The 24,810-nt window shown below is 59.6% G+C and carries 28 protein-coding genes; 24 read left to right on the forward strand and 4 right to left on the reverse strand.

Annotated elements, in window-relative coordinates; all coding sequences use genetic code 11:
* On the reverse strand, positions 1 to 873 hold an 873-nt coding region (locus PMX72_RS07845), incomplete at its 3' end, for a restriction endonuclease subunit S (RefSeq protein WP_271746196.1).
* Here PMX72_RS07845 and PMX72_RS07850 point away from each other — a divergent pair.
* Both PMX72_RS07850 and PMX72_RS07855 read left to right on the forward strand, forming a co-directional pair.
* The gene (locus PMX72_RS07850; RefSeq protein ID WP_271729603.1) at positions 812 to 2,935 is read left to right on the forward strand and encodes a DUF262 and DUF1524 domain-containing protein; all 2,124 of its coding nucleotides are present in this window, start codon (positions 812 to 814) and stop codon (positions 2,933 to 2,935) included. The genes PMX72_RS07845 and PMX72_RS07850 overlap by 62 nt on opposite strands.
* 288 nt (positions 2,936 to 3,223) lie before the next feature.
* Positions 3,224 to 4,546: an ATP-binding protein gene (locus tag PMX72_RS07855; RefSeq protein WP_271729602.1), complete on the forward strand. Its 1,323-nt coding sequence runs from the start codon at positions 3,224 to 3,226 to the stop codon at positions 4,544 to 4,546.
* 37 nt (positions 4,547 to 4,583) lie between these two features.
* On the opposite strand, the gene PMX72_RS07860 is transcribed toward PMX72_RS07855, so the two are convergent.
* Complete coding sequence (locus PMX72_RS07860) at positions 4,584 to 5,618, reverse strand: hypothetical protein (RefSeq protein WP_271729601.1); 1,035 nt, start codon at positions 5,616 to 5,618, stop codon at positions 4,584 to 4,586.
* A 121-nt stretch (positions 5,619 to 5,739) separates the two neighbouring features.
* Positions 5,740 to 6,393 carry a helix-turn-helix transcriptional regulator gene (locus tag PMX72_RS07865; RefSeq protein WP_271729600.1) on the reverse strand — a complete coding sequence of 218 codons (654 nt, stop codon included), beginning with the start codon at positions 6,391 to 6,393 and terminating at the stop codon, positions 5,740 to 5,742.
* A 277-nt stretch (positions 6,394 to 6,670) separates the two neighbouring features.
* On the opposite strand from PMX72_RS07865, the gene dpaL reads away from it, so the two are divergent.
* From dpaL to hydA, 5 genes are all read left to right on the forward strand, one after another.
* Positions 6,671 to 7,885 (forward strand): diaminopropionate ammonia-lyase, encoded by a 1,215-nt coding sequence (gene dpaL / locus PMX72_RS07870; RefSeq protein WP_055252227.1) that lies wholly within the window; start codon positions 6,671 to 6,673, stop codon positions 7,883 to 7,885.
* Positions 7,886 to 8,117: 232 nt separating this feature from the next.
* A complete protein-coding gene (locus tag PMX72_RS07875; protein ID WP_099432046.1) occupies positions 8,118 to 9,503 on the forward strand; it encodes a YgeY family selenium metabolism-linked hydrolase in 1,386 nt (461 codons plus the stop codon).
* A gap of 201 nt (positions 9,504 to 9,704) precedes the next feature.
* Complete coding sequence (gene ygeW, locus PMX72_RS07880; RefSeq protein ID WP_055252229.1) at positions 9,705 to 10,907, forward strand: knotted carbamoyltransferase YgeW; 1,203 nt, start codon at positions 9,705 to 9,707, stop codon at positions 10,905 to 10,907.
* 150 nt (positions 10,908 to 11,057) lie between these two features.
* Complete coding sequence (locus PMX72_RS07885) at positions 11,058 to 11,672, forward strand: nucleotidyltransferase family protein (RefSeq protein ID WP_271729599.1); 615 nt, start codon at positions 11,058 to 11,060, stop codon at positions 11,670 to 11,672.
* A gap of 9 nt (positions 11,673 to 11,681) precedes the next feature.
* Complete coding sequence (gene hydA / locus PMX72_RS07890; protein WP_271729598.1) at positions 11,682 to 13,049, forward strand: dihydropyrimidinase; 1,368 nt, start codon at positions 11,682 to 11,684, stop codon at positions 13,047 to 13,049.
* 45 nt (positions 13,050 to 13,094) lie between these two features.
* Here hydA and yqeC read toward each other — a convergent pair whose 3' ends face one another.
* Positions 13,095 to 13,832, reverse strand: coding sequence for a selenium cofactor biosynthesis protein YqeC (gene yqeC, locus PMX72_RS07895; RefSeq protein ID WP_271729597.1), 738 nt, complete (start codon positions 13,830 to 13,832; stop codon positions 13,095 to 13,097).
* Between the two features lie 102 nt (positions 13,833 to 13,934).
* Here yqeC and yqeB point away from each other — a divergent pair, with 102 nt between their 5' ends.
* From yqeB to rpsM, 17 genes are all read left to right on the forward strand, one after another.
* A complete protein-coding gene (gene yqeB, locus PMX72_RS07900; protein ID WP_271729596.1) occupies positions 13,935 to 14,729 on the forward strand; it encodes a selenium-dependent molybdenum cofactor biosynthesis protein YqeB in 795 nt (264 codons plus the stop codon).
* Between the two features lie 9 nt (positions 14,730 to 14,738).
* Positions 14,739 to 15,782, forward strand: a complete 1,044-nt coding sequence (locus PMX72_RS07905; RefSeq protein ID WP_271729595.1) for an XdhC family protein — start codon at positions 14,739 to 14,741, stop codon at positions 15,780 to 15,782.
* A gap of 127 nt (positions 15,783 to 15,909) precedes the next feature.
* Entirely contained in the window at positions 15,910 to 17,223 is a 1,314-nt protein-coding gene (locus PMX72_RS07910; protein WP_271729594.1) for a uracil-xanthine permease family protein, read from the forward strand.
* A 321-nt stretch (positions 17,224 to 17,544) separates the two neighbouring features.
* Entirely contained in the window at positions 17,545 to 18,102 is a 558-nt protein-coding gene (gene rplE / locus PMX72_RS07915; protein WP_006235260.1) for a 50S ribosomal protein L5, read from the forward strand.
* 79 nt (positions 18,103 to 18,181) lie between these two features.
* Positions 18,182 to 18,367, forward strand: a complete 186-nt coding sequence (locus tag PMX72_RS07920) for a type Z 30S ribosomal protein S14 (protein WP_022094280.1) — start codon at positions 18,182 to 18,184, stop codon at positions 18,365 to 18,367.
* Between the two features lie 119 nt (positions 18,368 to 18,486).
* On the forward strand, positions 18,487 to 18,885 hold the full coding sequence (rpsH, locus tag PMX72_RS07925; RefSeq protein ID WP_006235262.1) for a 30S ribosomal protein S8: 399 nt from the start codon (positions 18,487 to 18,489) through the stop codon (positions 18,883 to 18,885).
* A gap of 33 nt (positions 18,886 to 18,918) precedes the next feature.
* Positions 18,919 to 19,455 carry a 50S ribosomal protein L6 gene (gene rplF / locus PMX72_RS07930; RefSeq protein ID WP_117564182.1) on the forward strand — a complete coding sequence of 179 codons (537 nt, stop codon included), beginning with the start codon at positions 18,919 to 18,921 and terminating at the stop codon, positions 19,453 to 19,455.
* A 75-nt stretch (positions 19,456 to 19,530) separates the two neighbouring features.
* Complete coding sequence (gene rplR, locus PMX72_RS07935; RefSeq protein WP_006235264.1) at positions 19,531 to 19,899, forward strand: 50S ribosomal protein L18; 369 nt, start codon at positions 19,531 to 19,533, stop codon at positions 19,897 to 19,899.
* 14 nt (positions 19,900 to 19,913) lie between these two features.
* The gene (rpsE, locus tag PMX72_RS07940; RefSeq protein ID WP_055252236.1) at positions 19,914 to 20,438 is read left to right on the forward strand and encodes a 30S ribosomal protein S5; all 525 of its coding nucleotides are present in this window, start codon (positions 19,914 to 19,916) and stop codon (positions 20,436 to 20,438) included.
* 2 nt (positions 20,439 to 20,440) lie between these two features.
* A complete protein-coding gene (gene rpmD / locus PMX72_RS07945; RefSeq protein ID WP_006235266.1) occupies positions 20,441 to 20,623 on the forward strand; it encodes a 50S ribosomal protein L30 in 183 nt (60 codons plus the stop codon).
* A gap of 3 nt (positions 20,624 to 20,626) precedes the next feature.
* Positions 20,627 to 21,076 (forward strand): 50S ribosomal protein L15, encoded by a 450-nt coding sequence (rplO, locus tag PMX72_RS07950; RefSeq protein ID WP_006235267.1) that lies wholly within the window; start codon positions 20,627 to 20,629, stop codon positions 21,074 to 21,076.
* Positions 21,070 to 22,356: a preprotein translocase subunit SecY gene (gene secY, locus PMX72_RS07955; RefSeq protein WP_089573561.1), complete on the forward strand. Its 1,287-nt coding sequence runs from the start codon at positions 21,070 to 21,072 to the stop codon at positions 22,354 to 22,356. The genes rplO and secY overlap by 7 nt, the downstream gene beginning before the upstream one ends.
* 18 nt (positions 22,357 to 22,374) lie before the next feature.
* Positions 22,375 to 23,001, forward strand: coding sequence for an adenylate kinase (locus PMX72_RS07960; RefSeq protein WP_055252238.1), 627 nt, complete (start codon positions 22,375 to 22,377; stop codon positions 22,999 to 23,001).
* Entirely contained in the window at positions 22,998 to 23,786 is a 789-nt protein-coding gene (map, locus tag PMX72_RS07965; RefSeq protein ID WP_271729593.1) for a type I methionyl aminopeptidase, read from the forward strand. Before PMX72_RS07960 ends, map begins: the two co-directional genes overlap by 4 nt.
* A gap of 143 nt (positions 23,787 to 23,929) precedes the next feature.
* Positions 23,930 to 24,148 (forward strand): translation initiation factor IF-1, encoded by a 219-nt coding sequence (infA, locus tag PMX72_RS07970; protein ID WP_035137443.1) that lies wholly within the window; start codon positions 23,930 to 23,932, stop codon positions 24,146 to 24,148.
* 150 nt (positions 24,149 to 24,298) lie between these two features.
* Positions 24,299 to 24,412 (forward strand): 50S ribosomal protein L36, encoded by a 114-nt coding sequence (rpmJ, locus tag PMX72_RS07975; RefSeq protein ID WP_006363204.1) that lies wholly within the window; start codon positions 24,299 to 24,301, stop codon positions 24,410 to 24,412.
* 14 nt (positions 24,413 to 24,426) lie between these two features.
* Positions 24,427 to 24,801 (forward strand): 30S ribosomal protein S13, encoded by a 375-nt coding sequence (gene rpsM / locus PMX72_RS07980; RefSeq protein ID WP_022094275.1) that lies wholly within the window; start codon positions 24,427 to 24,429, stop codon positions 24,799 to 24,801.
* The last annotated feature ends 9 nt before the right edge of the window (positions 24,802 to 24,810 follow it).

The raw sequence follows: 24,810 nt of genomic DNA on the forward strand, positions 1-24,810 counted from the left end.
TCGCTCGATCCCGTCGACGAGTGCCAGGTATTTGTCGAGCGCGTCGACGATGCGGCGCTGCTCGGCGAGGGGCGGGATCGCAACGAACATTTCTCGCGATTGATTTACAGAAATATTGACCTGACCGGCGCTTCCACGAGTTGAGACGTTGTTGATCTCCGACATCTCGGAGAGATAGTAAAAGAGCCACGCAATCGGCACTTCAGGCGAATACGAATGAATGACAACAGCAGCTTGATTTGTGTTTGCCTCTGGAAAGGAATTAGGAACAATTGCAAGCTTTCCGAGTGGCGGCCCAACGATATTCATAATTAGATCGCCAGGATGAATTTGGGACTTGCCCAACTGTCCATAGTGGATTTCTGGCTTAATAAACTGAGGGTGGAAGGCAAAATCAATTGCTTGATTACGCAGGTTGAACATTTTGAAATAGGGAATGCCCTCGTCGACAAAGGCATCTTTACTCGGTGTCTTGCCAGCCTCAACCCTTGCGACCATCCTCATTCGCGTCCATGCCCAACCTGACGGGAGCTTGCGAATAGCTCGCTCGATGGGAGTCGACTCACCCTTGCCGTCTGCTTGCTTCTCATAGGGCAGCCCATCGGAACTGGACGGGCGTCCAATTGCGTGTAATCGCGTCCCAACGCCTTGCTCAAATTCATATAAAATGCGTCCGCAACAAGCGTTGTAAAATCTAGTGATATGAGCATCCCGGTTGCTTCTGTGCTTCGATGCTCTCGTCTTTAGCGCCCTCCGTTCAGTGGAGGACTGACGGTAGGTGACGTAAAACAAGAAAAGGGAGCAAGCGCAAATGAAAGCAACCGAGGCAAATCTGCTCGACCTTATGGGCGTGGCAAAGATGCAGTTCGTCATTCCTGTGTACCAGCGAGTTTATTCGTGGAGCGTAAAAGAGTGCGAAGTGCTTTGGGATGACGTCATGCGAGCGGGTCGTGATGACGTGCCGCATTTCGTGGGGTCGATGCTTTATATACCTGAGTCCGAGAGCTCGGCCACAAGCATCTCGCGCGTGCTCCTGATCGATGGACAACAGCGTATGACGACGTTCTCATTGATGATTGCCGCCTTAGCTGATTATTTGGAGAGCAATCCGGACAAGGCTGGTTTCCTTGGGGATCTCAAGATCTCGGCTCTGCGAAAGAATTACCTCTTTAACGATGATGACTACAACGGTCTGGCGCGCTACAAGCTGGTGCTTTCGCAGGACGATAAAGAGACGCTGTTTTCCATCGTATCTAGGTCTCCCGTGCCAGATGAAAAATCGGATCGGATCGTCGAGAACTATGCGTTCTTCCGTGAAAAGATGCACGGGAAATCATTCGACCCTGCAAGGCTTTGGGCGGGGCTAAACCGCGTGCAGGTCATCGACACCAAGCTCACCGCGGGCGTTGATAATGCCCAGCTCATATTTGAGTCCATGAACTCCAAGGGCAAGCCGCTCACGCCTATTGACCTCATTCGTAACTTCGTTCTTATGTCTCTTCCCAATGACGAGCAGACCAAGCTTTACGAGGGTTACTGGCACCCGCTCGAGCGCTTGTTCGGAAAAGGCGGCGAAGAAGAGTTCAATGCATTTATCTGGTACTGGCTGTGGCTCAAGGTACCCAATAGGATGCCAAAGGAAAACGAGGCCTACTACGAGTTCAAACGCTATTTCGCTGATGACTACGATGGGGATACCGAGGGCCTGCTGAAGGAGCTCCGCGAATATGCGCAAAGATATGCCAGGTTGTTCCTTGGCGAGGAGAAAGACGATGGCCTGCACCAAGTATTCGGCAGAATCGTAAGCCTTGATGTGAAGCAGATCAGGCCTCTTTTGATGCTGCTTTACTCGGTTTACGAGGGAAATATGTTAAACCACAATGCGTTTTTGCGTATCTGCGAGACTATCGAGTCGTTCCTGTTCAGGCGGGCGGTTTGCGGCAGGCTTACCACGGGCCTAAATAATTTCTTTGCCGGCATGTATCGCAACCTCGAGCAGCAGGACGATATAGAGGAGTACGTTACGGCGATGCTCCTTATCCACAGCAGCGGTATGACTGCGTACTTCCCGACAGACGAGCATTTTGTCGAGGAGTTTAAGACGCGTGACTGCTACAACCGCTTCTCCAAAAAGCGCTATTACCTGGAGCGCATGGAGAACTGGCACCACCCGAAGGAGCCCATCTCGGCTGACAATTACCAAATCGAGCACGTCATGCCCCAGACGATTGACGGTGAACATGGCTGGAAGGAATCGCTTGGCGAGAACTGGGAAGACATCCACGACAGGTTATGCAACAACCTGGGCAACCTTACGCTGACGGGCTACAACCAGGAGTACTCAAACCGGTCGTTCTCGGACAAGCTCAATCTTCCGAACGTGGGACTTAAATGCAGCCCGCTCTACCTGAACAAGTCGTTTGCCTCGCATGAAAAATGGGGTGAGGAAGAGATTGGGCAGCGCGCGGACGAGCTGGCGAAAGAAGCGTGCGAGATATGGAAGTATCCCGACCTTCCGGCAGACGTCGTCGACAAGTACCGTCCTTCTCGTGGGGAGTCTGACGAGGCTCCTGTCTGGACTCTGCAGGAGAACCACCCCACCTTTGCCGAAGGTGGGCTCAACCAGAAGCTTTTCGATGAGGTGCGCGAGTCCGTTCTGAGTGGTAACCCTTCGTGGGAGTCCTACATAGCCAAGTACTATGTAGGCTTCAGGTCGGGCAAGCGAAAACTGCATGCCGTGTTGGAAGGCAGGACTAGCAACGGCGGCTGGATTGCCGTTGGCTTGGCAAAGAGTGTGGATGATCTAACGGATCCAGAGGACATGTGCCAGGACAAGCGTACGCAGGGTGGATTCGGTCCAGGCCTGCCGACCTATGTTGCCCTTCGGAATCCCGATGACATTCCCGCGGTGCTCGATCTCATAAAGCAGTGCTAGGTTGAAGGCCGGGGATTGGCCCCCCGGCCCTCATTGCCTCAGATTTGTTGGTGGCTCTTCACCGTAAAGCGCATCTGGTGGGAGAGGCTGCTCTTGGTCGGTTGGTGTCGGAATCGCGGGCAATTATTCGGCCTAAATCCGGAAAAGTGCAATATTGACTGGTATAAAAGTACGGAAAAGTGTCGTAATACACACTTAAAAACCTCGAAAAAGTGTCGAAATAAGCATCTAACAACCACGGAAAAGTGTATCCTAGTGCTAAAACAGCACGTAATAAGGGGTGCTCTTATGCTACAGAGAAAAGCGAAAGCACGGTTTGAATCTTGGCTTGCCTCGTCGCCTAACAAGGCTCTTTTGGTCAAGGGCGCCCGACAGGTAGGAAAGTCATATTTGGTCAACGTCTTTGCAAACGAATCGTTCGAAAATGTCGTGACGTTCGACCTTATCGCCGACGCGTCCGTGCGCGATTCGTTTTTGGCGGCGAAAAGTGCGGACGACCTGCTTATGCGAATGTCTATCGCTGCGACGCAGCCGATGGTTGCGAACAAGACCGTCGTGGTTATCGACGAGGTGCAGCGATGCCCCAACGTAGTGACGTTTATCAAATACCTGGTCCAGCGAGGCGACTTTCGATACATCCTTACCGGATCGCTCCTTGGCGTTGAGCTCGAGGGCATCGATTCCCTGCCGGTGGGGTATGTCGAGCAGGTCCAGATGTACCCGCTCGACTTTGAGGAGTTTTGCTGGGCAAGCGGCGTTGCTGCCGGAGCGTTTGACATGCTCAGGGGTTGTCTAAAGGACGAAAAGGAGCTCCCCGACTATCTGTATGACCGCTTGCTCAATCTGTTCCATCAGTATGTGGTGGTGGGGGGCATGCCCGACGCGGTCAATTCCTTCTTGGCGACGCGCAATGTCGACGAGGTTCGAAACATCCATCGTGATCTTCACGCCCTGTATCGCGATGACATCGCAAAGTACGCTCCGCCTGAGCTACGCTTGGCTATTCGCGATATCTATGATCTGATTCCCAGCGAGGCCGGCTCCAAAAACAAGCGATTCAAACTGTCATCGATTAACGGTGTCAAACGTTTTTCGCAGGTGACAGATCATTTTCTCTGGTTATCGGAGGCGGGTGTCGCGCTTCCCGTGTATAACGTAACGGCGCCCGTGGCACCCCTTTTATTGGGGGAGCAACGAAATCTGTTCAAGCTGTTTTACTTGGACACCGGAATGCTCATGTCGTCGTATTCCAAAAGGGTCGCCCAAGGCGTTTTTGATGGGGAGGCTGAAGACCCCTTTGGCATGAACATGGGGGCGGCGTTTGAGGGCTTCGTTGCCCAAGAGCTCAAAGCCCACGGATTCAGATTGCGCTACTTTACGTCTAAAAAAGTCGGCGAGCTCGATTTTGTGGAGGAGACGCTCGATGGGGAGGTCCTTGCCATCGAGGTCAAATCGGGCAAGAGCTTTAAGTCCCACGCAGCGCTCGATAACGCACTGGCAACGAAGGGCTACGGAATCGATCGCGCCTTGGTACTTGCGGAATGTAATCTTCACCGCGATGGCGACGTGCTGTATCTGCCCGTCTTTATGGCAGGGCTTTTGGAGCCGTAACATGCCGCCGGCTCTTCCGGCCTTCCCTTAACCCTCGCTACTCGTCGTCTCCGTCGTTGGGATCGCCTTTGAGGGTGTTGATGTCCAGGTGCTGGTTGTCGTCCTCTTTTTGCTGCGTTGCCGATTCGGACGCGGTGGGGCCGCGGAATAGCTGGAATCCCTCAAATGCGATCACGCCGAGCAAGGCCACGATAATAGCGATAAAGACGATCTTTGCCGCTTGGGGAAACTCGGAGAAGTGCGGCGGCTCTTCCTCGGTGTAGTAGTCGGCAAAGCGCTCGTCGTCGGTGCCATGGGTATACGACGATGCCGATGTGGCCTTTACGCCGGTCTTGTTGTGCTCGGGAGCGGACGCGTCGGCAAACGGGCCGTTATCGTATGCGCTCGATGCGGATCCGTAGCCCTCGGTCTCAATGCGGGAGGCGCGGGGCGCGGCGTCAAAGCGGTCATCGTACGCTGTTGTTTCGCTGTGATCGGAGTCGCGCTCCTCGGCAGCTGCAAACAGCGGATTGACCGGAATATCGAGCGCCGGCATGCCGGCCGAGGTCTCGTCCAAGTCGGCCGCGGCCCAGGAATCAAAGGCAAACTGGCGGTTGGAAAGATCATCCAGATCCATAACGGGCGGCTCGAGTTCGGGTTCGGGCTGGGGTTCGGGGGCCGCGTATGTCGGCTGCTGCGGGGTGGCATACGCGGGCGTGCTGCTGGGCGCATGGCGCTGCGTCGCCGCGGCAAGAAACGCCGCCGTCTCGGACGGATCGCTGGTGGGGCGGGGCGCAGGGGCGGCCTGGCGCGGTGCCTGCATAATGGGGCGGGCGGCAAAGTCATCTGCGGGCACGGATGCCGGCGCGGGCGTAGTTGCCGGGGCGGGAGCGGCGGTCGACGTAGGCTTTGGGCCTGCCGAGCGAGCCCCGCCGCCCATGAGTTCATCGGCGGTCCAAGGGCGGTCACTCATCACGTCGTCCAGGCTCAACGCAAACAGATCGTCTTCGCCCTCGTCAAACGCGCGTTTCGCATGCCTTGTGGCAGAAACGAAGCCTCCGCGGCCGTTGCGTGATGCGTTGCTCGACCCCATCTTGTTCCATCCTTTCGAACTGTCTATCTCATCGATTATATGGAACTTGTCTTGCGGCCGACTCTCGGATTCGTGCATTCCAGAACTCGCGCCCAAAAGGGGAGGGGCGCAGGCGCGCTGACTACTTGTCGCCGGCGGCAGCCTTTGCCTCGTTGAGGTAGCTATAGAAGCTGTACTTAGAGATGCCAAAGAACTCGCAGGCACGCTCGCTCGACTTGGAGATGAGGAAGGCGCCGCGACGGTCGAGGTAGCCAATGGCGCGGATGCGCTCGTCTTTGGTCATAAGGGCTGCGGGCTTGCCCACGTATTGCTCGCACTCGCGCAGCAGATCTTCGAGCAGGTCGCCGATGTTTTTGGTAATGGGCTCGGGCTCGGTGTAGCCCGAGCCGCCGGTGCCGGTAAAGGCATCGAGTGAGCGCTCAAAAGCCTTCATGAGCGTAATGTCAAAGTTAATGCCCAAAATGCCGACGGGCTTACCCTCGTCGTTGCGGATAAAGATGGTCGAGGATTTGAGCAGCTTGCCATCGGTGGTTTTGGTGAGGTATGGCTCGCGGTCGTGCACGTCGGTGGTGCCCTCGTGCATGGACTCAAACACAATATGGCTGGGGCCGTCACCCAGTGTGCGCCCGCTGACGTGGCCGTTTTCGATCACCACGATGGAGTGGTCCACGTCGTCGGTTTCCAGGTCGTGGACGACGACTTCGCAGTTGGGGCCAAATTGGAGCGCCAGGCCGTGTGCAAGGCGCTTATAAAACTCAATCTGTGCGGGGGTCATGGGTGCCTTCCTAAAAATTAGTTTGGGCACACTTTGCCATAAACCACACTTGTTCGCAAATAACGAAAGCGTCGCTGCGTTATGTGACCGTTCGGCGGCGAAAAGGTACCGATTACGGCAACAAACAATTTGTTAGGTTTTCCAATCAAAAAGTGTGATAGAACAGTGCTAACAAACTTTTTGTTTGGCATCCACATAAAAGTTCAGTCGCATGAATGGGAATGGACTGAAACGCGTATGCGGGGGCCGGCAAGAGAGGACTTAAGGAGTTCACCGTATGGCCGATAAGATCCAGTGGGCGGGCAACACGATGCCCAAGAGCGATGACAAGCACTTGGGAATCATGAGCCTCGACCACGTGAAGAAGGCCCGCGCCTTCCACCAGTCGTTCCCTCAATATACCGTCACTCCGCTTGCCCGCCTGGACGGTCAGGCTGCGCGCCTGGGCCTGTCCAACCTGTGCGTTAAGGACGAGAGCTACCGCTTTGGCCTCAACGCCTTTAAGGTCCTGGGCGGTTCGTTTGCCATGGCCAATTACATTGCCGACGAGACCGGCAAGGACGTTGCCGAGTGCACCTTCGATTACCTGACCTCCGATCAGCTTGCCAAGGACTTTGGCCAGGCTACCTTCTTTACCGCCACCGACGGCAACCATGGCCGCGGCGTGGCATGGGCTGCCAACAAGCTGGGCCAGAAGGCCGTCGTGCACATGCCCAAGGGTTCCACCAAGCCCCGCTTTGATAACATCGCCGCCGAGGGCGCCACGGTGACCATCGAAGAGGTCAACTACGACGAGTGCGTGCGCATGGCGGCCGCCGAGGCCGATGCTTGCGAGCGCGGCGTCATCGTTCAGGACACCGCCTGGGAGGGCTACGAGAAGATCCCGTCTTGGATCATGGAGGGCTACGGCACCATGGCTTCCGAGGCGGCCGAGCAGCTGCGCGAGATGGCCATCAACCGCCCGACGCACGTCTTTGTCCAGGCTGGCGTGGGCTCGCTGGCCGGCGCCGTGGTGGGCTACTTCACCAACCTGTATCCCGATAACCCGCCCACCTTCGTCGTGGTCGAGTGCGCGCCTGCCGCCTGCCTGTACAAGGGCGCTGCCGCCGGCGACGGCGACCCGCGCATCGTGGACGGCGACATGCCCTCCATCATGGCTGGCCTGTGCTGCGGCGAGCCCAACATTTTGGGCTGGGATATCCTGCGCAACCACACCACCGCCTTTGTGTCCTGCCCCGACTGGGTCACCGCTCGCGGTATGCGTACCCTGGGTGCTCCCGAGAAGGGCGACCCGCGCGTCATCTCCGGCGAGTCCGGCGCTGTGACCACCGGCCTGGTCGAGACCCTCATGCTCGATCCCGAGTACGCCGAGCTCAAGGAGCTCATCGGCCTGGACAAGACGAGCTCCGTGCTCTGCTTCTCCACGGAAGGTGACACGGACCCCGACCAGTATCGCCGCATCGTCTGGGAGGGCGAATACCCCACTTGCTAATCGTTGGGCGGCGCAACGCGCCGCGCCAAATTTCTATTAGACCCTCTATGTCCTGCAGATGCATGAACCCGGGAGGCGGAGGAATACCTATTTGCTCCGTCGCGAGTTCCGCACGCAAAGGAAAGCACTTAATGTGCTTTCCGTCTTGCGCAGGACTGTTCGAGCAGCGGAGTAAATAGGTATTCCTCCGCCAACTCCTAGGTAGACTCCTTCGAATGAAAGGTTGACTGTTATGACTAAAGAACTCGATTTCGACGCTATCAAGGCTGCGGCTGAGTCTCATCGTGCTGATATGACTCGCTTCCTGCGCGCTATGATCTCCCATCCCTCTGAGTCCTGCGAGGAGGGTGAGGTTGTCGCTTGCATCAAGGCCGAGATGGAGAGCCTTGGCTATGACGAGGTCAAGGTCGACGGCTTGGGCAACGTTATGGGCTTTATGGGCGAGGGCGACAAGATCATCGCCATCGACTCCCACATCGACACCGTCGGCATCGGCAACATCGAGAACTGGGATGCCGATCCCTATGAGGGCTACGAGACCGACGAGATCATCTACGGTCGCGGCGGCTCCGACCAGGAGGGCGGCATGGCTTCTGCTACTTACGCTGCCAAGATGATGAAGGACATGGGCCTCATCCCCGAGGGCTACAAGATCATGGTCGTCGGCACCGTCCAGGAAGAGGACTGCGACGGCATGTGCTGGCAGTACATCTACAACAAGGACGGCATTAAGCCCGAGTTCGTCATTTCCACCGAGCCCACCGACGGCGGCATCTATCGCGGTCACCGCGGCCGCATGGAGATCCGCGTCGATGTTCACGGCACCTCCTGCCACGGTTCCGCCCCCGACCGCGGCGATAACGCCATCTACAAGATGGCCGACATCATCGCCGACGTCCGCGCCCTCAACAACAACGGCTGCGACGAGTCGACCGACATCAAGGGCCTCGTCAAGATGCTCGACCCCAAGTACAACCCCGAGCACTTCGAGGACGCCCGCTTCCTGGGCCGCGGCACCTGCACCGTCAGCCAGATCTTCTACACCAGCCCCAGCCGCTGCGCTGTCGCTGACTCTTGTGCCATCTCCATCGACCGTCGCATGACCGCCGGCGAGACCTGGGAGTCCTGCCTGGACGAGATCCGCAACCTGCCGGCCGCCAAGAAGTACGGCGACGACGTGAAGGTCTCCATGTACATGTACGACCGTCCGTCCTGGACCGGCGAGGTCTACGAGACCGAGGCTTACTTCCCCACGTGGATCAACAAGGAGACCGCTCCGCACGTCAAGGCCCTCGTCGACGCCCACAAGGCCATGTTCGGTGACGAGCGCATCGGCTGCGAGCCCAGCATGGACAAGCGCACCGGTCGTCCGCTGTGCGACAAGTGGACCTTCTCCACGAACTGCGTTTCCATCCAGGGCCGCTATGGCATCCCCTGCGTCGGCTTTGGCCCGGGTGCCGAGTCTCAGGCTCACGCTCCCAACGAGGTCACCTACAAGGACGACCTGGTCACCGCTGCCGCCATGTATGTTGCTGCTTTGAACCTCTACGATCCGAGCCAGGCCGATGGCGACGCTACCGTGTTCCGCGCCGGTCTGACCAACAACAAGATCGACTAGTCCCATTCCTTGATCTTGTTGAGCCGGGGGCCGCTCGTGTCCCCGGCACCCCCTGTTGACTTGGGGCCCGCGGTCGTTATCTCCCATGCTTCCTCAACGGTAGCGGGTCCTCGTCATAGCGCTCTGCATGTTCTAGCCACACGCGCATGCCGGAGCACATCTACTCATTGCGATCGTTTCATCTATGGAAAGGATATTTACATGGACGCCAAGTTTACCGAGCTCGTCGAGCAGCTGAACGGCCTCGATTTTAAGGGCATGTACGGCAGCGACTTCCTGCACACCTGGGATAAGACCACCGATGAGCTCAAGGCTCTCTACATCGTTGCCGACGCCCTGCGCGAGCTGCGTGAGAACAACGTTTCGTCCAAGATCTTCGACTCGGGCCTGGCCGTCTCCCTGTTCCGCGACAACTCCACCCGTACGCGCTTCTCCTTCTCTAAGGCCGCCAACCTGCTCGGCCTCGAGCTGCAGGACCTGGACGAGAAGAAGTCCCAGATCGCTCACGGCGAGACCGTCCGTGAGACCGCTACCATGATCTCCTTCATGGCCGACGTCATCGGCATCCGCGACGACATGTACATCGGCAAGGGCGACGCCTACATGGCCGAGGTCTCCGAGTCTGTCCAGCAGGCCTACGAGGACGGCGTTCTGGATCACCGTCCCACGCTCATCTCCCTGCAGTCCGACTCCGATCACCCCACGCAGTCCTCTGCCGACATGCTCTACCTCATCAACGAGTTTGGCGGTCTTGAGAACCTCAAGGGCAAAAAGGTTGCCGTCACCTGGGCCTACTCGCCCTCTTACGGCAAGCCGCTGTCCTGCCCGCAGTCGCTGATCAGCCTGCTGCCCCGTTTTGGCATGGACGTCACCCTGGCCCACCCCGAGGGCTACGACCTCATGCCCGAGGTCGTCGAGCGCGCAAAGGGCTACGCCGCCGAGTCCGGCACCACCTTTAAGCAGGTCAACACCATGGCCGAGGCCTTCGAGGGCGCCGACATCGTGATCCCCAAGAGCTGGGCTCCGTTTGCCGCCATGGAGAAGCGCACCAACCTGTACGCCGAGGGCGACGACGCCGGCATCGCTGCGCTCGAGAAGGAGCTGCTCGCCCAGAACGCCACCCATCAGGACTGGTGCTCCACGACCGAGCTCATGGAGAAGACCGCCAACGGCCAGGACACCATCTTTATGCATCCGCTGCCCGCCGACATCTCCGGTGTCTCCTGCGAGCACGGCGAGGTCAACGCCGACGTCTTCGACATGCACCGCGTGGGCATGTACAAGGAGGCCAGCTACAAGCCGTACGCCATCGCAGCCATGATGTTCCTGCAGAAGGTTGCCGATCCCGCCGCTACCCTCAAGGCCCTCGACGAGCGCAACACCGCCCGTTGGTTCCAGGCCTAAAGCCGCGCTGAGGTAAGCCATGTAAAGGGGGCGCTCTGCCAACCGGCGGGGTGCCCCTTTTTGCATCGTGGACGTGCGGGATAAGCGCTTTCGATGTAGATGCCCCGCGACGCGAGTTATGGGTACGATGGTTTCAGGGGAGGTATCGCCATGAAACTTGGTTGCGTCATTATGGCTTCGGGCGAGGGCAAGCGATTTGGCTCTAACAAGATGCTCGCTGATATCTATGGCGAGCCGCTGATTGCCCGGACCATTGATTCGGTTCCCCGGGGCTTTGACGTTGTGGTTTCGACGCGTTGGCCCGAGGTCGCTCAGATTTGTGATGACAAGCATTGCCCGTGCGTGCTGCACGATGGCGAGCTGCGCAGCGAAAGCGTCCGTGCGGGCCTTTCGTGGGGAGTCGAACGCAACTGGAAAGGTTGCCTCTTTTTGCCGGGCGACCAGCCGCTCGTGAGTTCGGATTCTTTCGAGGCTATGGTTCGTGCATTTGACGAGCGTGGCCGCAAGCATCCGGTACGTCTTGCGTGCAACGGTGAGCCTTCGAGCCCGGTGCTCTTCCCAAGGCAACTGTTCCCTTCGCTCATGCTTCTCGAGGGCAAGGACGGTGGTGGGTCGATTCTCAAGGGCCGCACCGACGTTGCGTTGGTTGAGGCACGTGCCTACGAGCTGTGGGACGTCGATACCGCCAAGGGACAGCGACGCATAACGGAGCATATCGCCGCCTGCTCGTATTTTGATCGCGTGGCCAACTGCATCAATCAATAAGGAGCAATTATGATCATCATCAAAAACGGCGCGCTCGTGACGCCCCAGGGGCTTCGCCGCGCCGATCTTGCCATGGATGGCGATAAGATCGTGCGGATCGCCGCGGCGATTGAGCCGGCCGAGGGCGATACCGTCGAGGATGCCGCGGGCTGCTGGGTGTTCCCAGGCTTTATCGATGGGCACACGCACATGCAGTGCTGGACTGGCATGGACTGGACGGCCGATAGCTTTGAGACCGGCACACGTGCGGCTGCCTGCGGCGGCACGACGACCATCGTCGACTACGCGACGGCCGATCGCGGCGTGACCATGCCCGATGCCTTGGCCGAGTGGCATCGCCGCGCCGACGGCACCTGCACGGCCAACTATGCCTTCCATATGGCACTCGCTGAGTGGAACGAGCGTAACCGCGCCGATCTTTCGTCCATGCGCGAGGCGGGCGTATCGTCGTTCAAGACCTACTTTGCCTACGATCATTTGCGCCTGGACGATGCCGAGACGCTCGAGGTGCTCGAGGAGCTCAAGCGTGTTGGCGGTATCCTGTGCGTGCATTGTGAGAACGGCACGCTGGTGAATGAGCTGCAGAAGCGCGTGTTTGAGCAGGGTATCCACGGGCCCGAGGGACATGCTCTCAGCCGTCCGGATGTGTGCGAGGCCGAGGCCGTGAGCCGTCTGCTGTATCTGGCGCATCTGGCCGGCGACGCACCGGTCAACGTGGTGCACCTTTCGACCAAGCTGGGGCTCGAGACCATCCGTGCCGCCAAGGCGCGCGGGCAGAAGAATATCTATGTCGAGACTTGCCCTCAGTATCTGATGCTCGACGATACGTGCTACTTGGAGCAGGGCGAGGACGGCTTTGCGGGCGCCAAGTATGTGATGAGCCCGCCGCTGCGCCATGCGGGTGATCGTGCGGCACTGCGCGAGGCGCTTGTGGCCGGCGAGATCGATACGATTGCGACCGACCACTGCAGCTTTAACCTGCACGGGCAAAAGGACCGCGGGCGCGACGACTTCCGCGCGATTCCCAACGGCGGACCCGGTGTGGAGCATCGCCCCGTCGCGATCGCCACGAGCTTTGAGGGACAGCTGGGCCCCGAGGATCTGTGCCGCCTGATGAGCGAGAACCCGGCGCGCGTCTTTGGCATGTATCCGCGCAAGGGCTGTCTTGCCGAGGGTGCCGATGCCGACGTGTGCGTGTGGGATCCCAAGGCGCGCTGGACCATTCGCGCGGCGACGCAGCATCAGGCTGTGGACTACACGCCGCTCGAGGGCTTTGAGGCGCACGGCCGCGCCAAGGCCGTGTTTGTGAACGGCGTACTGGCTGCGCGCGACGGCGAGCCCACCGGAGCCCAGCCCGGCCGCTACGTCCCCCGCTAGCAGGAAGGCCGCCGGGGTAGCTAAAAGAGCCCCGTCCCAAATTAGCTACCCCTGGAGGCTGGTGGCGACGATGGGGCGGTCGAGAGCTGTCTCGAAGCGGTCGGCCATCGTGGGGTCGCTGAGCGTGTCGACTTGGTTGAGCATGACGCGTGCGGCGCAGAGTCCCAGCGCCTGCATTTCGGCATTGAGCACCTGGGCGACGCGCTCGGGCGTGGCGATGTCGGTAGGCTCGCAGCCGCAGTGCTCGCAGAAGAGCTCGGGGCGGTGGACAACCTCGGCGACGGGCTTGCCCAGCCCCGAGGCGCCGACGACCCAGACAACGTTTGCCGTGGCGGCGGGAATTACCGGCTCCCAGGCGGCATGCGCCTTGAGCGGGAGTCGCTTGCTGCCATCTGCCTCGGCCAACACATAGTCAAAGCGCTGCGCCAGCTCGTTGGGCGGCTCGGCGGGGGCGGAGAGCTTGCCTGTCTCCGGGTTCAAAACACCCGCCTGGCAGATACTTCCTCGGACAAGTCCCGCGCATGCCTCGCAAGTGCAGCCGGGAACATGCAGGGCCCCCGGCTTCCAAGGCGCGGCGTCCAGGCGACGGCTCGACCCGTCCCACGGCACGCCGGCGACGGGGAACATGCGCGTGGTGGTGCAGAGGAGCACGCGGCCGCCAGCGCGCATAAGCTCAAGGCCGAGCGTCTTTAGCAAGGTCGACTTGCCGCCACTGCCGATAATCGCGGTAATGCCCGGCTCGATCCTGAGCGCAGAGGCAAGATTGCCGCCAACCGTTTCCATCTGTTCACCGCCGTATAATACTGTGATAATAAATAATCATCAGAGTAGCGGTCGAACCGCTTTTGCTCTGCTCAAACCGTAGCACAGGGAGGTGCCCCGGGAATGCTCGTTTATGTTCGCGGCGCCGGCGATATCGCCACGGGCGTCGCCGCTCGCTTGGTGCGCTCCGGCGTGTCGGTCGTTATGGCCGATATCGCGGTTCCCACGTGCATCCGCCGCACAATCAGTTTTTGCGAGGCCATTCGCCTGGGCGAGGTCCAGGTCGAGGGCATTCGCGCTCGCTTGGCACAGACGCCGGCTGAGGCGCTCGAGATTACCCAAGCGGGAGACGTCGCCGTTGTGGTGGACCCTCAGGCCAAGATGCTTGGCGAGCTGAAACCCGCTGCCGTGGTCGACGCGATTCTGGCCAAGCGCAACTTGGGCACCACGCGCGACATGGCGCCTGCCGTCATCGCTGTGGGGCCGGGCTTTACCGCGCCGGTTGACTGCGACGCCGTGGTCGAGACCATGCGCGGGCATTTTCTCGGCCGTGTCATTACCCAAGGTTCGCCCCAGCCCAACACGGGCGTGCCGGGCATTATCGCCGGCTATGGCAAGGAACGTGTTATCCACAGCCCCGCCGCCGGCGTGTTTCGGTCCGACCGCGCAATCGGCGACATCGTGAGCGCCGGAGACGTGATTGGCTACGCGGGTGATACGCCCATGTGCACGCAGATCGATGGCTGTCTGCGCGGGCTTTTGGCGAACGGCGTGCAGGTGACTGAGGGCTTTAAATGCGCCGATGTCGATCCGCGCGGCGACGCCAGCTACATCAACTATATTTCGGACAAGGCGACATCGGTCGGCGGCGGCGTGCTCGAGGCACTCGCTATGCTCACCGATGTCTTTAGAGGATAGAAGGCGGCAATGGAAAAGCTCGATGTCGTGAATGCGGCACTTGCCGCCCTGCGTGCTGGCGAGACGTGCGAGCTCGTGGTCGTGGCCGGTACGGCGGGGTCGTCGCCGCGCGGTGTGGGCGCATGGATGACTGTCTTTGCCGATGGCAACCAGGCAGGCACTATCGGCGGCGGCAAGATTGAGCTCTTTGCGCTGGATGAGGCACGCGAGCTCCTGAGCGCGGGACAGTCGCGTCTGGTCCGCTACACCATGGGCGGCGAGAACTCCGATACCGGCATGATCTGCGGCGGAGCCATCTGCCTGTGCTACCTGCATTTGGATGCGACTCAGGCACCGTTGTTCCAGTCGGTTGCCGACGTCTTGGCCTATCGGCGCATCGGCGACTTCGTCATCGACTTTGAGCCGTTTATCGCGAGCGCGCTCGAGGGCGATGTGGTTGAGTACCATGGCGAGACATCGCGCCATACCATTGCCGGCTGCCCCGAGCTTTCGCTGGTGGAGGAGGGGAGTAAGGTCACCTACACCAACGCCGCCTCCGAGATTCCCCCGGCGCACATCGAGACGCTCTGCCCCGAGGGCCTGACCTATATCTTTGGCTGCGGCCACGTGGGCGCTGCGACGGCGCGGGTGCTCACGGCGGCGGGCTTTGCCGTCGTGGCTTGCGACGACCGCCCCGGCACGCTGACCCCCGAATGGGTGCCCGGCGTCTACGACCGTCGTCTGGTCGATTATAAGAACCTGAGCGAGCTGTGCCCCATCGGCCCGCGCGACTTGGTGGTCGTCGCCACGGCGGGTCACAAGTCCGATATCGACGTGGTGATTCAGGCCATGCGCGCTAAACCCGCCTATCTGGGCTGCCTGGGCTCGCGCCGCAAGACCGCCTTTGTGCGCGCCCGCCTGGAGCAGGAGGGCTTCACGCAGGGCCAGATCGACGAGCTGCACCTGCCGATCGGTGTCGCCATCGAGGCCGAGGACCCCGAGGAGATCGCCATCTCCATCGCCGCCGAGATGATCCACCTGCGTCGCACCAAACTCGTCCCCCGCAAGCGCTAGTCGCATCCCAAATGAGCTGCCCCAGCCCTCTGCCGCATGCGGGTCAAAATGCTACCTGTGTCATATGCCCTATAATGTCCGACCGTTGAGCGGCATGGGGCCGCTGCTTAGGGTATGGGAGGCGCAAATGGCAGAGTCGGCAGCAGGGGATGCCCTGTTCGAGCGTACGGGAAAAGTTTCGTTTGTGCAGGTATTACCCCATGCGCTGCAGCATGTGCTGGCGGCATTCGCGGGTATCGTCACGCCCGCCATCATTATCGCGTCGGTCTGTGGCTTTACCCCTCAAGAGGAAGCCGCTGTCATCCAGGCGTCGCTCGTCCTCTCGGCGCTCGACATTTTCCTTCAACAGTTCCCCATAAAAGGTGTCGTCGGTTCGGGCCTGCCCATCGTGATGGGCGCGAGCTTCACCTTCGTGCCGGCGCTCAAGGCGGTCGGTCTTGAGCTCGGCTTTGAGGCCGTGCTGGGCGCCCAGGTAATCGGCGGCGCACTCGTCGTGCTCTTCGGCCTACTGTTCAGGCGCGTGAGCTTTCTGTTCCCGGCCCCGGTGCTTGGCACCGTCATCTTTGTCATTGGCCTGTCGTTATGCCCAGTGGCAGTTGCCTCCATGGCGGGCGGGGAGGGCGCTGCCGATTTTGGCAGTGTCACCAACTGGGCCGTCGCGCTCGTGACGTTTGTCGTCACCTTTATGGTCGGTAACTACGGCAAGGGCGCGCTTAGGCTGGGCAGCATCCTGGCCGGTATCTGCGCGGGCTTTGTTTTGGCGACGGTGCTGGGCATGGTCGATTTCTCGGCTATCGCGACCGCCAGCTGGTTTGCTCCGCCGACCCTGGGTGCCCATCGTCTGGTGTTCGACCCTGCCGCGTGCGCCGTTGTGGGCGTTGTCGCCATTGTCAACGCCGTGCAGGTTATGGGCGAGTTTGCCGCCGTGTCGTCCGCCGCGCTCGATACCCCTGCGACCGATAGCCAGATCTCGGGCGGTCTGATCGCCAACGGCCTGGTCGGTATGCTGTCGGGCTTTTTGGGCGGCGTCCCCACGGCAACCTTTGGCCAGAATGTGGGCATTATCGCCGAGAACAAGGTCGTCAACCGCATGGTCTTTACGCTTGCGGCTGCCATCCTGCTCATCGCGGGCCTGCTGCCCAAGTGCGCGGCAGTGCTCACGTCCATTCCGCAGCCGGTAATCGGCGGCGCTACGATCGGCGTGTTCGCGACCATCGGCATGAACGGTGTGGTCATGTTTGCCCGCCACGGCCTGTCTCAGCGCGATACCACGCTCATGGGTCTCTCTATCGCCTTTGGCACGGGCATTGAGCGCACGGCCGGCGCGCTTGCCGGCGCTGGATTCCCCGCATGGGTCGGCACCGTCTTTGGCGGATCCTCCATTGCCGTCGCCGCGCTTGTCGCCGTCGTCCTCAACCTGGTCCTGCCCCACCAAAAATAACGCCCCATATATGAGTTGCGGTGGAATAGGGACTGTTTAAGCCTGTTGGGCCATCAAACAGTCCCTATTTCACCGCAACTGCCATTTTCCTCCGTCCTCTAGGGATCAATTTGTGCGGGGGAGTTGTGGAGTTGTGCAGGCAGACGAGGTTTTTCTGGAAATACGCTCCCGATGCGCGTATAGTACCGATTGTTTTGTCGGCTCCTGCTGCGTCGAGTCCAAACCGCAAAATGCCATGAGCGGCGCGGATGCAGCCAGGAGGCACGAGGACAACCCATCGTGGCCACGCCCCGTGCTTAAAACCCCAAGAAGGAGTGAACAATGGCAGAAGAGAAGTATGTGCCGCGTCTGAAGACCAAGTACAACAACGAGGTCAAGCAGCAGCTTCAGGACAAGTTCCAGTACGAGAACGTCATGATGATCCCCAAGTTTGAGAAGATCGTCGTGAACATGGGTGTCGGCGAGGCCGCTACCGATTCCAAGGCCATCGACGGTGCCGTGCGCGACCTGCGCGCTATCACCGGCCAGCAGCCGATGATCACCCGTGCCCGCAAGTCCATCGCTACCTTCCGCCTGCGCGCTGGTATGCCGATCGGCTGCAAGGTTACCCTGCGTGGCGACCGTATGTGGGAGTTCTTCGATCGTCTGACCTCCGTCGCGATCCCCCGTATCCGCGACTTCCGCGGCATCTCCGCCAAGAGCTTCGACGGCCGTGGTAACTTCTCCATGGGCGTCACCGAGCAGCTCATCTTCCCCGAGATCGACTTCGATTCCGTCGATCACCAGCGTGGTATGGACATCACTTTCGTGACCACCGCCAACACCGATGAGGAGGCCAAGGCCCTTCTGGACGCCTTCGGTTTCCCGTTCAAGAAATAGGTTCACCTGCCCTATAAGCGCCGTTCCCACAAGGGGGCGGCGCTTGGGGCGAACATTACTCTATGTGAGGAGGATATAAGTGGCTAAGACATCGATGATCGTCAAGTGCAATCGCAAGCAGAAGTTCTCTACTCGTGAGTACACGCGCTGCCAGCGCTGCGGCCGTCCGCACTCTGTGTACCGCAAGTTCGGCCTGTGCCGTGTCTGCTTCCGCGAGCTTGCGCTCAAGGGCGAGCTTCCCGGCGTTAAGAAGGCCAGCTGGTAAGTCACTACCAGCGTTTCAAGCATCCGTTTGGAACAGGGAAAACGCGCTAGTTAGGCTTTGCCGTTAAGGGCGGCGAAGAACCAAGAGCACGTGTTCATCAAGAACGAAGGAGAATCTGTATGAACCTTACAGACCCGATCGCAGATATGCTTACGCGCATCCGTAACGCTAACTCTGTGAACAAGGCCACGGTCTCCATGCCGAGCAGCAAGAAGCTCGTCGAGATCGCTCGTGTTCTGCACGAGGAGGGCTACATCGAGGGCTACGATGTCGAGGACACCGTTCCCCAGAAGACTCTGCACATCACGCTTAAGTATGGTCCCAAGAAGGCTAAGGTCATCAACGGCATCCGCCGCATTTCCAAGCCGGGCCTGCGTAAGTACACCGGCGTTGCCGACATGCCCCGCGTCCGCGGTGGCCTTGGTACCGCCATTATTTCCACCAGCCATGGCGTCATGACCGACCGCGATGCTCGCAAGCACAACGTCGGCGGCGAGATCATCGCTTACGTCTGGTAATTCGCTCGGTAGGTAGAAGGAAAGGAGATCACCGTGTCTCGTATCGGTAATAAGCCTGTCCAGATTCCCGCCGGAGTCGAAGTGGCAGTCAACGGCAACAACGTTGTCGTCAAGGGCCCCAAGGGCCAGCTCGAGCTCGATGTCTTTGAGAAGCTCGCTATCAACATCGAGGACAACGTCCTCACCGTTTCCCGTCCCGACGACGAGCGTGAGACCCGTGCCCGCCACGGCCTCACCCGTGCCCTCATCCACAACATGGTTGTTGGCGTTTCCGAGGGCTTCGAGAAGAAGCTCGAGCTCGCCGGCGTCGGTTACCGCGTGCAGCAGAAGGGCAAGAACCTCGAGTTCTCCCTGGGCTTCTCGCACCCCGTGATCGTCGAGGCTCCCGAGGGCATCACCTTCGAGGTTCCCGACAACACCCACGTGAACGTCAAGGGTATCAACAAGCAGCAGGTCGGTCAGATCGCCGCTGAGATCCGCGGCCATCGTCCTCCCGAGCCTTACAAGGGCAAGGGTATCCACTACGTTGGCGAGCACATCCGCCGCAAGCTGGGTAAGGCCGCCAAGTAGTCGTAACCGACTCACTCGCATAAGACCAGCACCCCGTCAGGTGCTGGCAAGATCAACCTTTTTAGGAGTTTACGTATGAACAAGCATAAGGCGAAGCTGGAAGGCCTCAAGCGTCGTCAGCGTCGTGTTCGCGGCAAGGTCTCGGGTACCTCCGAGCGTCCGCGTCTTCGCGTGACCCGTACTAACGCCAACATCTATGCCCAGATCATCGACGACAGCAAGGGCTCCAGCCTGACGCTCGTCTCTGCCTCGACCCTCGAGGCCGAGTTCAAGGGCACCCACACCTCGAACAAGGAGGCTGCGGAGAAGGTCGGTCAGCTCGTTGGCAAGCGTGCCATCGAGGCCGGCATCACCAAGGTCGCCTTCGATCGCGGTGGCCGTATCTACCATGGCCGCGTCAAGGCCCTCGCCGACGGTGCTCGTGCCGCCGGTCTCGAGTTCTAGGAGGTATGTAGCACATGGCTCGTAATCAGAAGCAGCAGCGCGAGGCCTCCGAGTTCGAGGAGCGCGTCGTTTACATCAACCGCGTGTCGAAGACCGTCAAGGGTGGTCGTCGCATGAGCCTCGTCGCTCTCGTCGTCGTTGGCGACGGCAAGGGCAACGTCGGCGTTGGCATGGGCAAGTCCGCTGAGGTGCCCCTGGCCATCTCCAAGGCGTCTCTCGATGCCAAGAAGAACATGTTCCACGTGCCGGTGACCGAGCAGGGCACCATCCCGCACGAGGTTCTCGGCCACTTTGGTGCCGGCCGCATCATCATCAAGCCCGCTGTCGAGGGTACCGGCGTTATCGCCGGCGGCGCTGTGCGTCCCCTCTTCGAGCTTGCTGGCATCAAGAACGTCCTGTCCAAGTCCCTCGGTACCGACAACGGCCTCAACATCATCAAGGCTGCCGTCGAGGGCCTCAAGGAGCTCTCCAGCCCTGAGGACGTCGCGGCTCGCCGTGGCCTGACGGTCTCCGAGATGTTCGTCGGTAAGGAGAACTAAGCATGGCTGACACCATCAAGATCAAGCAGGTCCGCAGCACCAACGGTTGCAAGCAGGACCAGGTCCGTACTGTCCGTGCCCTCGGTCTCCACAGGATCCGCGAGGTTCGCGAGATTGCTGACAACGAGTCCGTCCGCGGCATGATCTTCAAGGTCAAGCACCTTGTCGAGATTGTAGAGGAGTAGCAAATGCAGCTTCACGATCTTACTCCCGCGCCCGGTTCCACTAAGAACCGCAAGCGCGTCGGCCGTGGCAATTCTTCGGGTCACGGCACCACTTCTGGCCGCGGCCAGAAGGGCCAGGGTTCCCGCTCTGGTGGCACCAAGGGTGCCGGCTTCGAGGGTGGCCAGACTCCGCTGGCTATGCGCCTGCCCAAGCTTCCGGGCTTCCGCAACCCCCGTCGTATCGAGTACACCGCTGTTAACGTTGAGCGTCTCGAGCGTAAGTTCGAGGATGGCGCTGTGATCGACGGTGCCGCTCTTAAGGCCGCTCGCATCACCAAGAGCGAGTTCGAGCCCGTCAAGGTGCTCGGCAATGGTGAGCTCACCAAGAAGTTCACGGTCAAGGTCGACAAGGTCAGCGCTTCTGCGCAGGCCAAGATCGAGGCCGCCGGCGGAAAGGTCGAGCTGCCGTGCTAAATGGTCTTAAGAATGCTTTCCGCATCAAAGAATTGCGCGAAAAGATTCTTTTTACCATAGCTATGCTCGTCGTGTACCGCATTGGTGCGCACGTTCCTGTGCCCGGCATTCCCTTCCAGGGGATGCTGGGCCTTTTCTCGACCGATAACAATTCGGTCGCCGCAGGTGCTATGGCCCTCCTGAATCTTTTCTCTGGCGGCGCGTTGAGCTATGTGTCGGTGTTTTCGCTGGGCATCATGCCTTACATCACCAGCTCGATTATCCTCCAGATGCTCCAGGCCGTCGTGCCTTCCCTGCATGAGCTTGCCCGCGAGGGCGAGGTCGGTCAGACCAAGATTACGCAGTATTCGCGTTACCTCACCTTGGCTCTGGCAATCCTCAACTCCGTGGGTTACCTCTTCCTCTTTAAGAGCTTCGGCATCAGCTTTAATGGCGCCGGCGCTCCCGAGATCATCTTCGACCTCATGGTCGTCGGCACGCTCACTGCGGGCGCCATGCTGATCATGTGGATTGGTGAGCTCATCACCCAGCGCGGTATCGGCAATGGCATGTCGCTGATCATCTTTGCGAACATCATGGCCGGTCTGCCGCAGGCTATCTTCTCCAGCACCGAGGGCAATGCCGGTGGCATCATCACCATGGTGATCATCTGCGCCATCATCCTGCTGGTTATCCCGCTGATCGTTTTCCTTGAGCGCGGCCAGCGCCGCATTCCGGTCTCCTACGCCAAGCGCGTCGTGGGCCGTCGCATGATGGGTGGACAGACCACCTACCTGCCCATCAAGGTCAACACCGCGGGCGTCGTGCCGATCATCTTCGCTTCGGCGCTGCTGTACTTCCCGGCTCAGATTGCCGTGTTCTTCCCCGGCATCGGCTGGATTCAGGCAGTTGCCTCTGCGCTTTCGACCGGTTGGCTCAACTGGGTGCTTAACGTTGTCCTCATCGTGTTCTTCGCGTACTTCTACACCTCCATGGTGTTCAACCCCGATGACACGGCCGATAACCTTAAGAAGCAGGGCGGCTTTATTCCGGGCGTGCGTCCGGGTAGGGCTACCGCGGCCTACATCAAGAACGCGCTCAACAAGATTACGCTTCCCAGCGCTGTCTTTTTGGCGCTCATCGCCATCGTGCCTTCGATCATCTTCTCCTTCACGGGTAACCATCTGATCCAGGCATTTGGCGGCACGTCCATCCTCATCATGGTCGGCGTCGTGCTCGACACGGTCGATAAGCTCGAAGGCCAGATCAAGATGTATGATTACGATGGATTCTTTAAATAGGCTAGAGGAGGATTGCTCATGAACCTCGTATTGCTCGGAGCTCCGGGTGCCGGTAAGGGCACCGTCGCACAGGAGCTCGTCGCCGAGTTTGGCGTCGCTCACATTTCCACGGGCGACCTGCTGCGTGCTGCCGTCAAGGGCGGCACCGAGCTTGGTATTCAGGCTAAGAAGTACATGGACGCTGGCGAGCTCGTTCCCGACCAGCTCGTGATCGACCTTGTCAAGGAGCGCCTTGCCGCCGATGACGCCCAGCAGGGCTTCATCCTCGACGGCTTCCCGCGCAACACCGCCCAGGCTGTGACGCTCGATTCCGAGCTCTCCGCCATGGGTCGCGAGATCGACTGCGCCCTTCTGGTCGACGTGGCCCCCGAGGTCATCATCGATCGTCTGTCTTCGCGTCGCACTTGCCGCGCCTGCGGTTACACCGGCACCGCTGCCGATGCTACCTGCCCCAAGTGCGCCGGCGAGATGTATCAGCGCGACGACGACAAGCCCGAGACCATCAAGAACCGTCTCGACGTCTACGAGAAGTCCACGAGCCCGCTCGTCGACTACTATCGTGGCCAGGGTCTGCTCAAGTCGGTCAACGGTGACCAGGCTCGCGAGACCGTGTACGGGGATGTCAAAGAGGCTCTCGGTCTATGATCAAGATTAAGTCTGCAACGCAAATCGAGCAGATGAAGAAGGCAGGAGCGCTATCTAAGATGGCGCTCCGCCACGTTGGAGCCATGGTGCGCCCCGGCGTTTCGACTTTTGAGCTTGATCAGCTCGCGGAGCAGATTATCCGCATGCATGGCGGCACCCCGGCCTTTAAGGGTTACGGCGGGTTCCCGGGGACCATTTGCGCATCGATCAACGATGCCGTGGTCCACGGTATTCCCAACCCCGACATGATCCTGCGCGATGGCGATATCATCTCCATCGATACGGGAGCCGTTGTCGACGGTTGGGTCGGCGATAACGCTTGGACGTTTTTCGTCGGCACCCCCACGCCCGAAGCCAAGGCTTTGTGCGAGGTCACGCGCGATTGCCTTAAGGCTGCCATCGAGCAGGCTGTTCCCGGTAACCATATCGGGGACGTCGGTTATGCCGTTCAGTCCCTCGCCGAGTCTCACGGTTACGGCGCGCTTCGTGATTATGTGGGCCATGGCATTGGCCGCGTGATGCACGAGGACCCCAACGTTCCTAACTATGGAAAGAAGGGGAGGGGCGTTCGCCTCCAAGCCGGCATGGTCATTGCCATCGAGCCGATGGTTACGATGGGTTCCAACCATGTGAGCACGGGCTCCGACGGTTGGATTGTTACGACCAACGACCACCTGCCCGCCGCGCACTACGAGAACACCGTCGCCATCACCAATGACGGTCCGGTGATTCTCACCACCGACGCGCAAGGTGCTTGGTGTTCCTTGCAGGGCGGTGAAATGTAGGACTTGCGTCAAATGCACGCCTTAACATTTCAAATGTAACAAGTTCCACTTAGTTGTGGAGCCATTACGAAGTTATTACGATGCGTGCATACGTGTTGTAAAATACTCAATCGCTGTCGTTTTCTAGAGAAAGATGATTGCTTGTGAAGAAGGAAGACGCAATTGAGCTCGAGGGTACGGTAAAGGAACCGTTGCCTAATGCCATGTTTAAGGTTGAGCTCGAGAACGGTCATTCGGTTCTGTGCAACATTTCTGGCAAGATCCGAATGAATTACATCCGTATTCTCCCCGGTGACAGGGTTGTCGTGGAGCTTTCCCCGTACGACCTGACCCGCGGCCGCATCACCTATCGCTACAAATAGCGGCACGCATACGCGCACTCCATTTCCGACTGCAGGCTTAGCTCAACCTACGGTCGGATTGTGTGTGAAGACCAGCCATAGTTTTAAACGCCTGCGGCTGGGCGAGTAGATAGTAGGGAAGTAGTTTGAGCGCTACCGAAAGGAAGAACGATGAAGGTACGTCCTTCGGTCAAGAAGATGTGCGATAAGTGCAAAATCATTAGGCGCCATGGCAAGGTCCTCGTCATTTGCGAGAACCCCCGTCATAAGCAGCGTCAGGGTTAAGAGAGGAGACTACGTTGGCCCGTATTAATGGTGTCGACCTCCCGCGTGAGAAGCGCGTTGAGATCGGTCTGACCTACATTTACGGCATCGGCCGCACCACTGCGACGAAGATTTGCGTCGAGTGCAACGTTAACGTGGATACGCGCGTTAAGGACCTCACCGAGGATGAGGTTAACGCCATCCGTGATTATATCGATAAGAACCAGATCATGGTTGAGGGCGACCTCCGCCGTGAGCGCAACCAGAACGTCAAGCGCCTTATGGACATCGGCTGCAACCGCGGCCTTCGTCACCGCAAGGGCCTCCCGGTCCGCGGCCAGCGCACCCACACTAACGCTCGTACCCGCAAGGGCCCGAAGCGTCAGATCGGTGCTAAGAAGAAGAAATAAGGAGCGCTA

Origin of the sequence: Collinsella aerofaciens, from assembly GCF_028207065.1 — a bacterium.
In the GTDB taxonomy this organism is placed as follows: domain Bacteria; phylum Actinomycetota; class Coriobacteriia; order Coriobacteriales; family Coriobacteriaceae; genus Collinsella; species Collinsella aerofaciens_AR.

Bases quoted from the DNA above. Each gene is read 5' to 3' on its own strand.
- PMX72_RS07850 (WP_271729603.1), top strand. From the start codon at position 812: ATGAAAGCAACCGAGGCAAATCTGCTCGACCTTATGGGCGTGGCAAAG.
- PMX72_RS07855 (WP_271729602.1), top strand. From the start codon at position 3,224: ATGCTACAGAGAAAAGCGAAAGCACGGTTTGAATCTTGGCTTGCCTCG.
- PMX72_RS07860 (WP_271729601.1), bottom strand. From the start codon at position 5,618: ATGGGGTCGAGCAACGCATCACGCAACGGCCGCGGAGGCTTCGTTTCT.
- PMX72_RS07865 (WP_271729600.1), bottom strand. From the start codon at position 6,393: ATGACCCCCGCACAGATTGAGTTTTATAAGCGCCTTGCACACGGCCTG.
- dpaL (WP_055252227.1), top strand. From the start codon at position 6,671: ATGGCCGATAAGATCCAGTGGGCGGGCAACACGATGCCCAAGAGCGAT.
- PMX72_RS07875 (WP_099432046.1), top strand. From the start codon at position 8,118: ATGACTAAAGAACTCGATTTCGACGCTATCAAGGCTGCGGCTGAGTCT.
- ygeW (WP_055252229.1), top strand. From the start codon at position 9,705: ATGGACGCCAAGTTTACCGAGCTCGTCGAGCAGCTGAACGGCCTCGAT.
- PMX72_RS07885 (WP_271729599.1), top strand. From the start codon at position 11,058: ATGAAACTTGGTTGCGTCATTATGGCTTCGGGCGAGGGCAAGCGATTT.
- hydA (WP_271729598.1), top strand. From the start codon at position 11,682: ATGATCATCATCAAAAACGGCGCGCTCGTGACGCCCCAGGGGCTTCGC.
- yqeC (WP_271729597.1), bottom strand. From the start codon at position 13,832: ATGGAAACGGTTGGCGGCAATCTTGCCTCTGCGCTCAGGATCGAGCCG.
- yqeB (WP_271729596.1), top strand. From the start codon at position 13,935: ATGCTCGTTTATGTTCGCGGCGCCGGCGATATCGCCACGGGCGTCGCC.
- PMX72_RS07905 (WP_271729595.1), top strand. From the start codon at position 14,739: ATGGAAAAGCTCGATGTCGTGAATGCGGCACTTGCCGCCCTGCGTGCT.
- PMX72_RS07910 (WP_271729594.1), top strand. From the start codon at position 15,910: ATGGCAGAGTCGGCAGCAGGGGATGCCCTGTTCGAGCGTACGGGAAAA.
- rplE (WP_006235260.1), top strand. From the start codon at position 17,545: ATGGCAGAAGAGAAGTATGTGCCGCGTCTGAAGACCAAGTACAACAAC.
- rpsH (WP_006235262.1), top strand. From the start codon at position 18,487: ATGAACCTTACAGACCCGATCGCAGATATGCTTACGCGCATCCGTAAC.
- rplR (WP_006235264.1), top strand. From the start codon at position 19,531: ATGAACAAGCATAAGGCGAAGCTGGAAGGCCTCAAGCGTCGTCAGCGT.
- rpsE (WP_055252236.1), top strand. From the start codon at position 19,914: ATGGCTCGTAATCAGAAGCAGCAGCGCGAGGCCTCCGAGTTCGAGGAG.
- rpmD (WP_006235266.1), top strand. From the start codon at position 20,441: ATGGCTGACACCATCAAGATCAAGCAGGTCCGCAGCACCAACGGTTGC.
- rplO (WP_006235267.1), top strand. From the start codon at position 20,627: ATGCAGCTTCACGATCTTACTCCCGCGCCCGGTTCCACTAAGAACCGC.
- PMX72_RS07960 (WP_055252238.1), top strand. From the start codon at position 22,375: ATGAACCTCGTATTGCTCGGAGCTCCGGGTGCCGGTAAGGGCACCGTC.
- map (WP_271729593.1), top strand. From the start codon at position 22,998: ATGATCAAGATTAAGTCTGCAACGCAAATCGAGCAGATGAAGAAGGCA.
- rpmJ (WP_006363204.1), top strand. From the start codon at position 24,299: ATGAAGGTACGTCCTTCGGTCAAGAAGATGTGCGATAAGTGCAAAATC.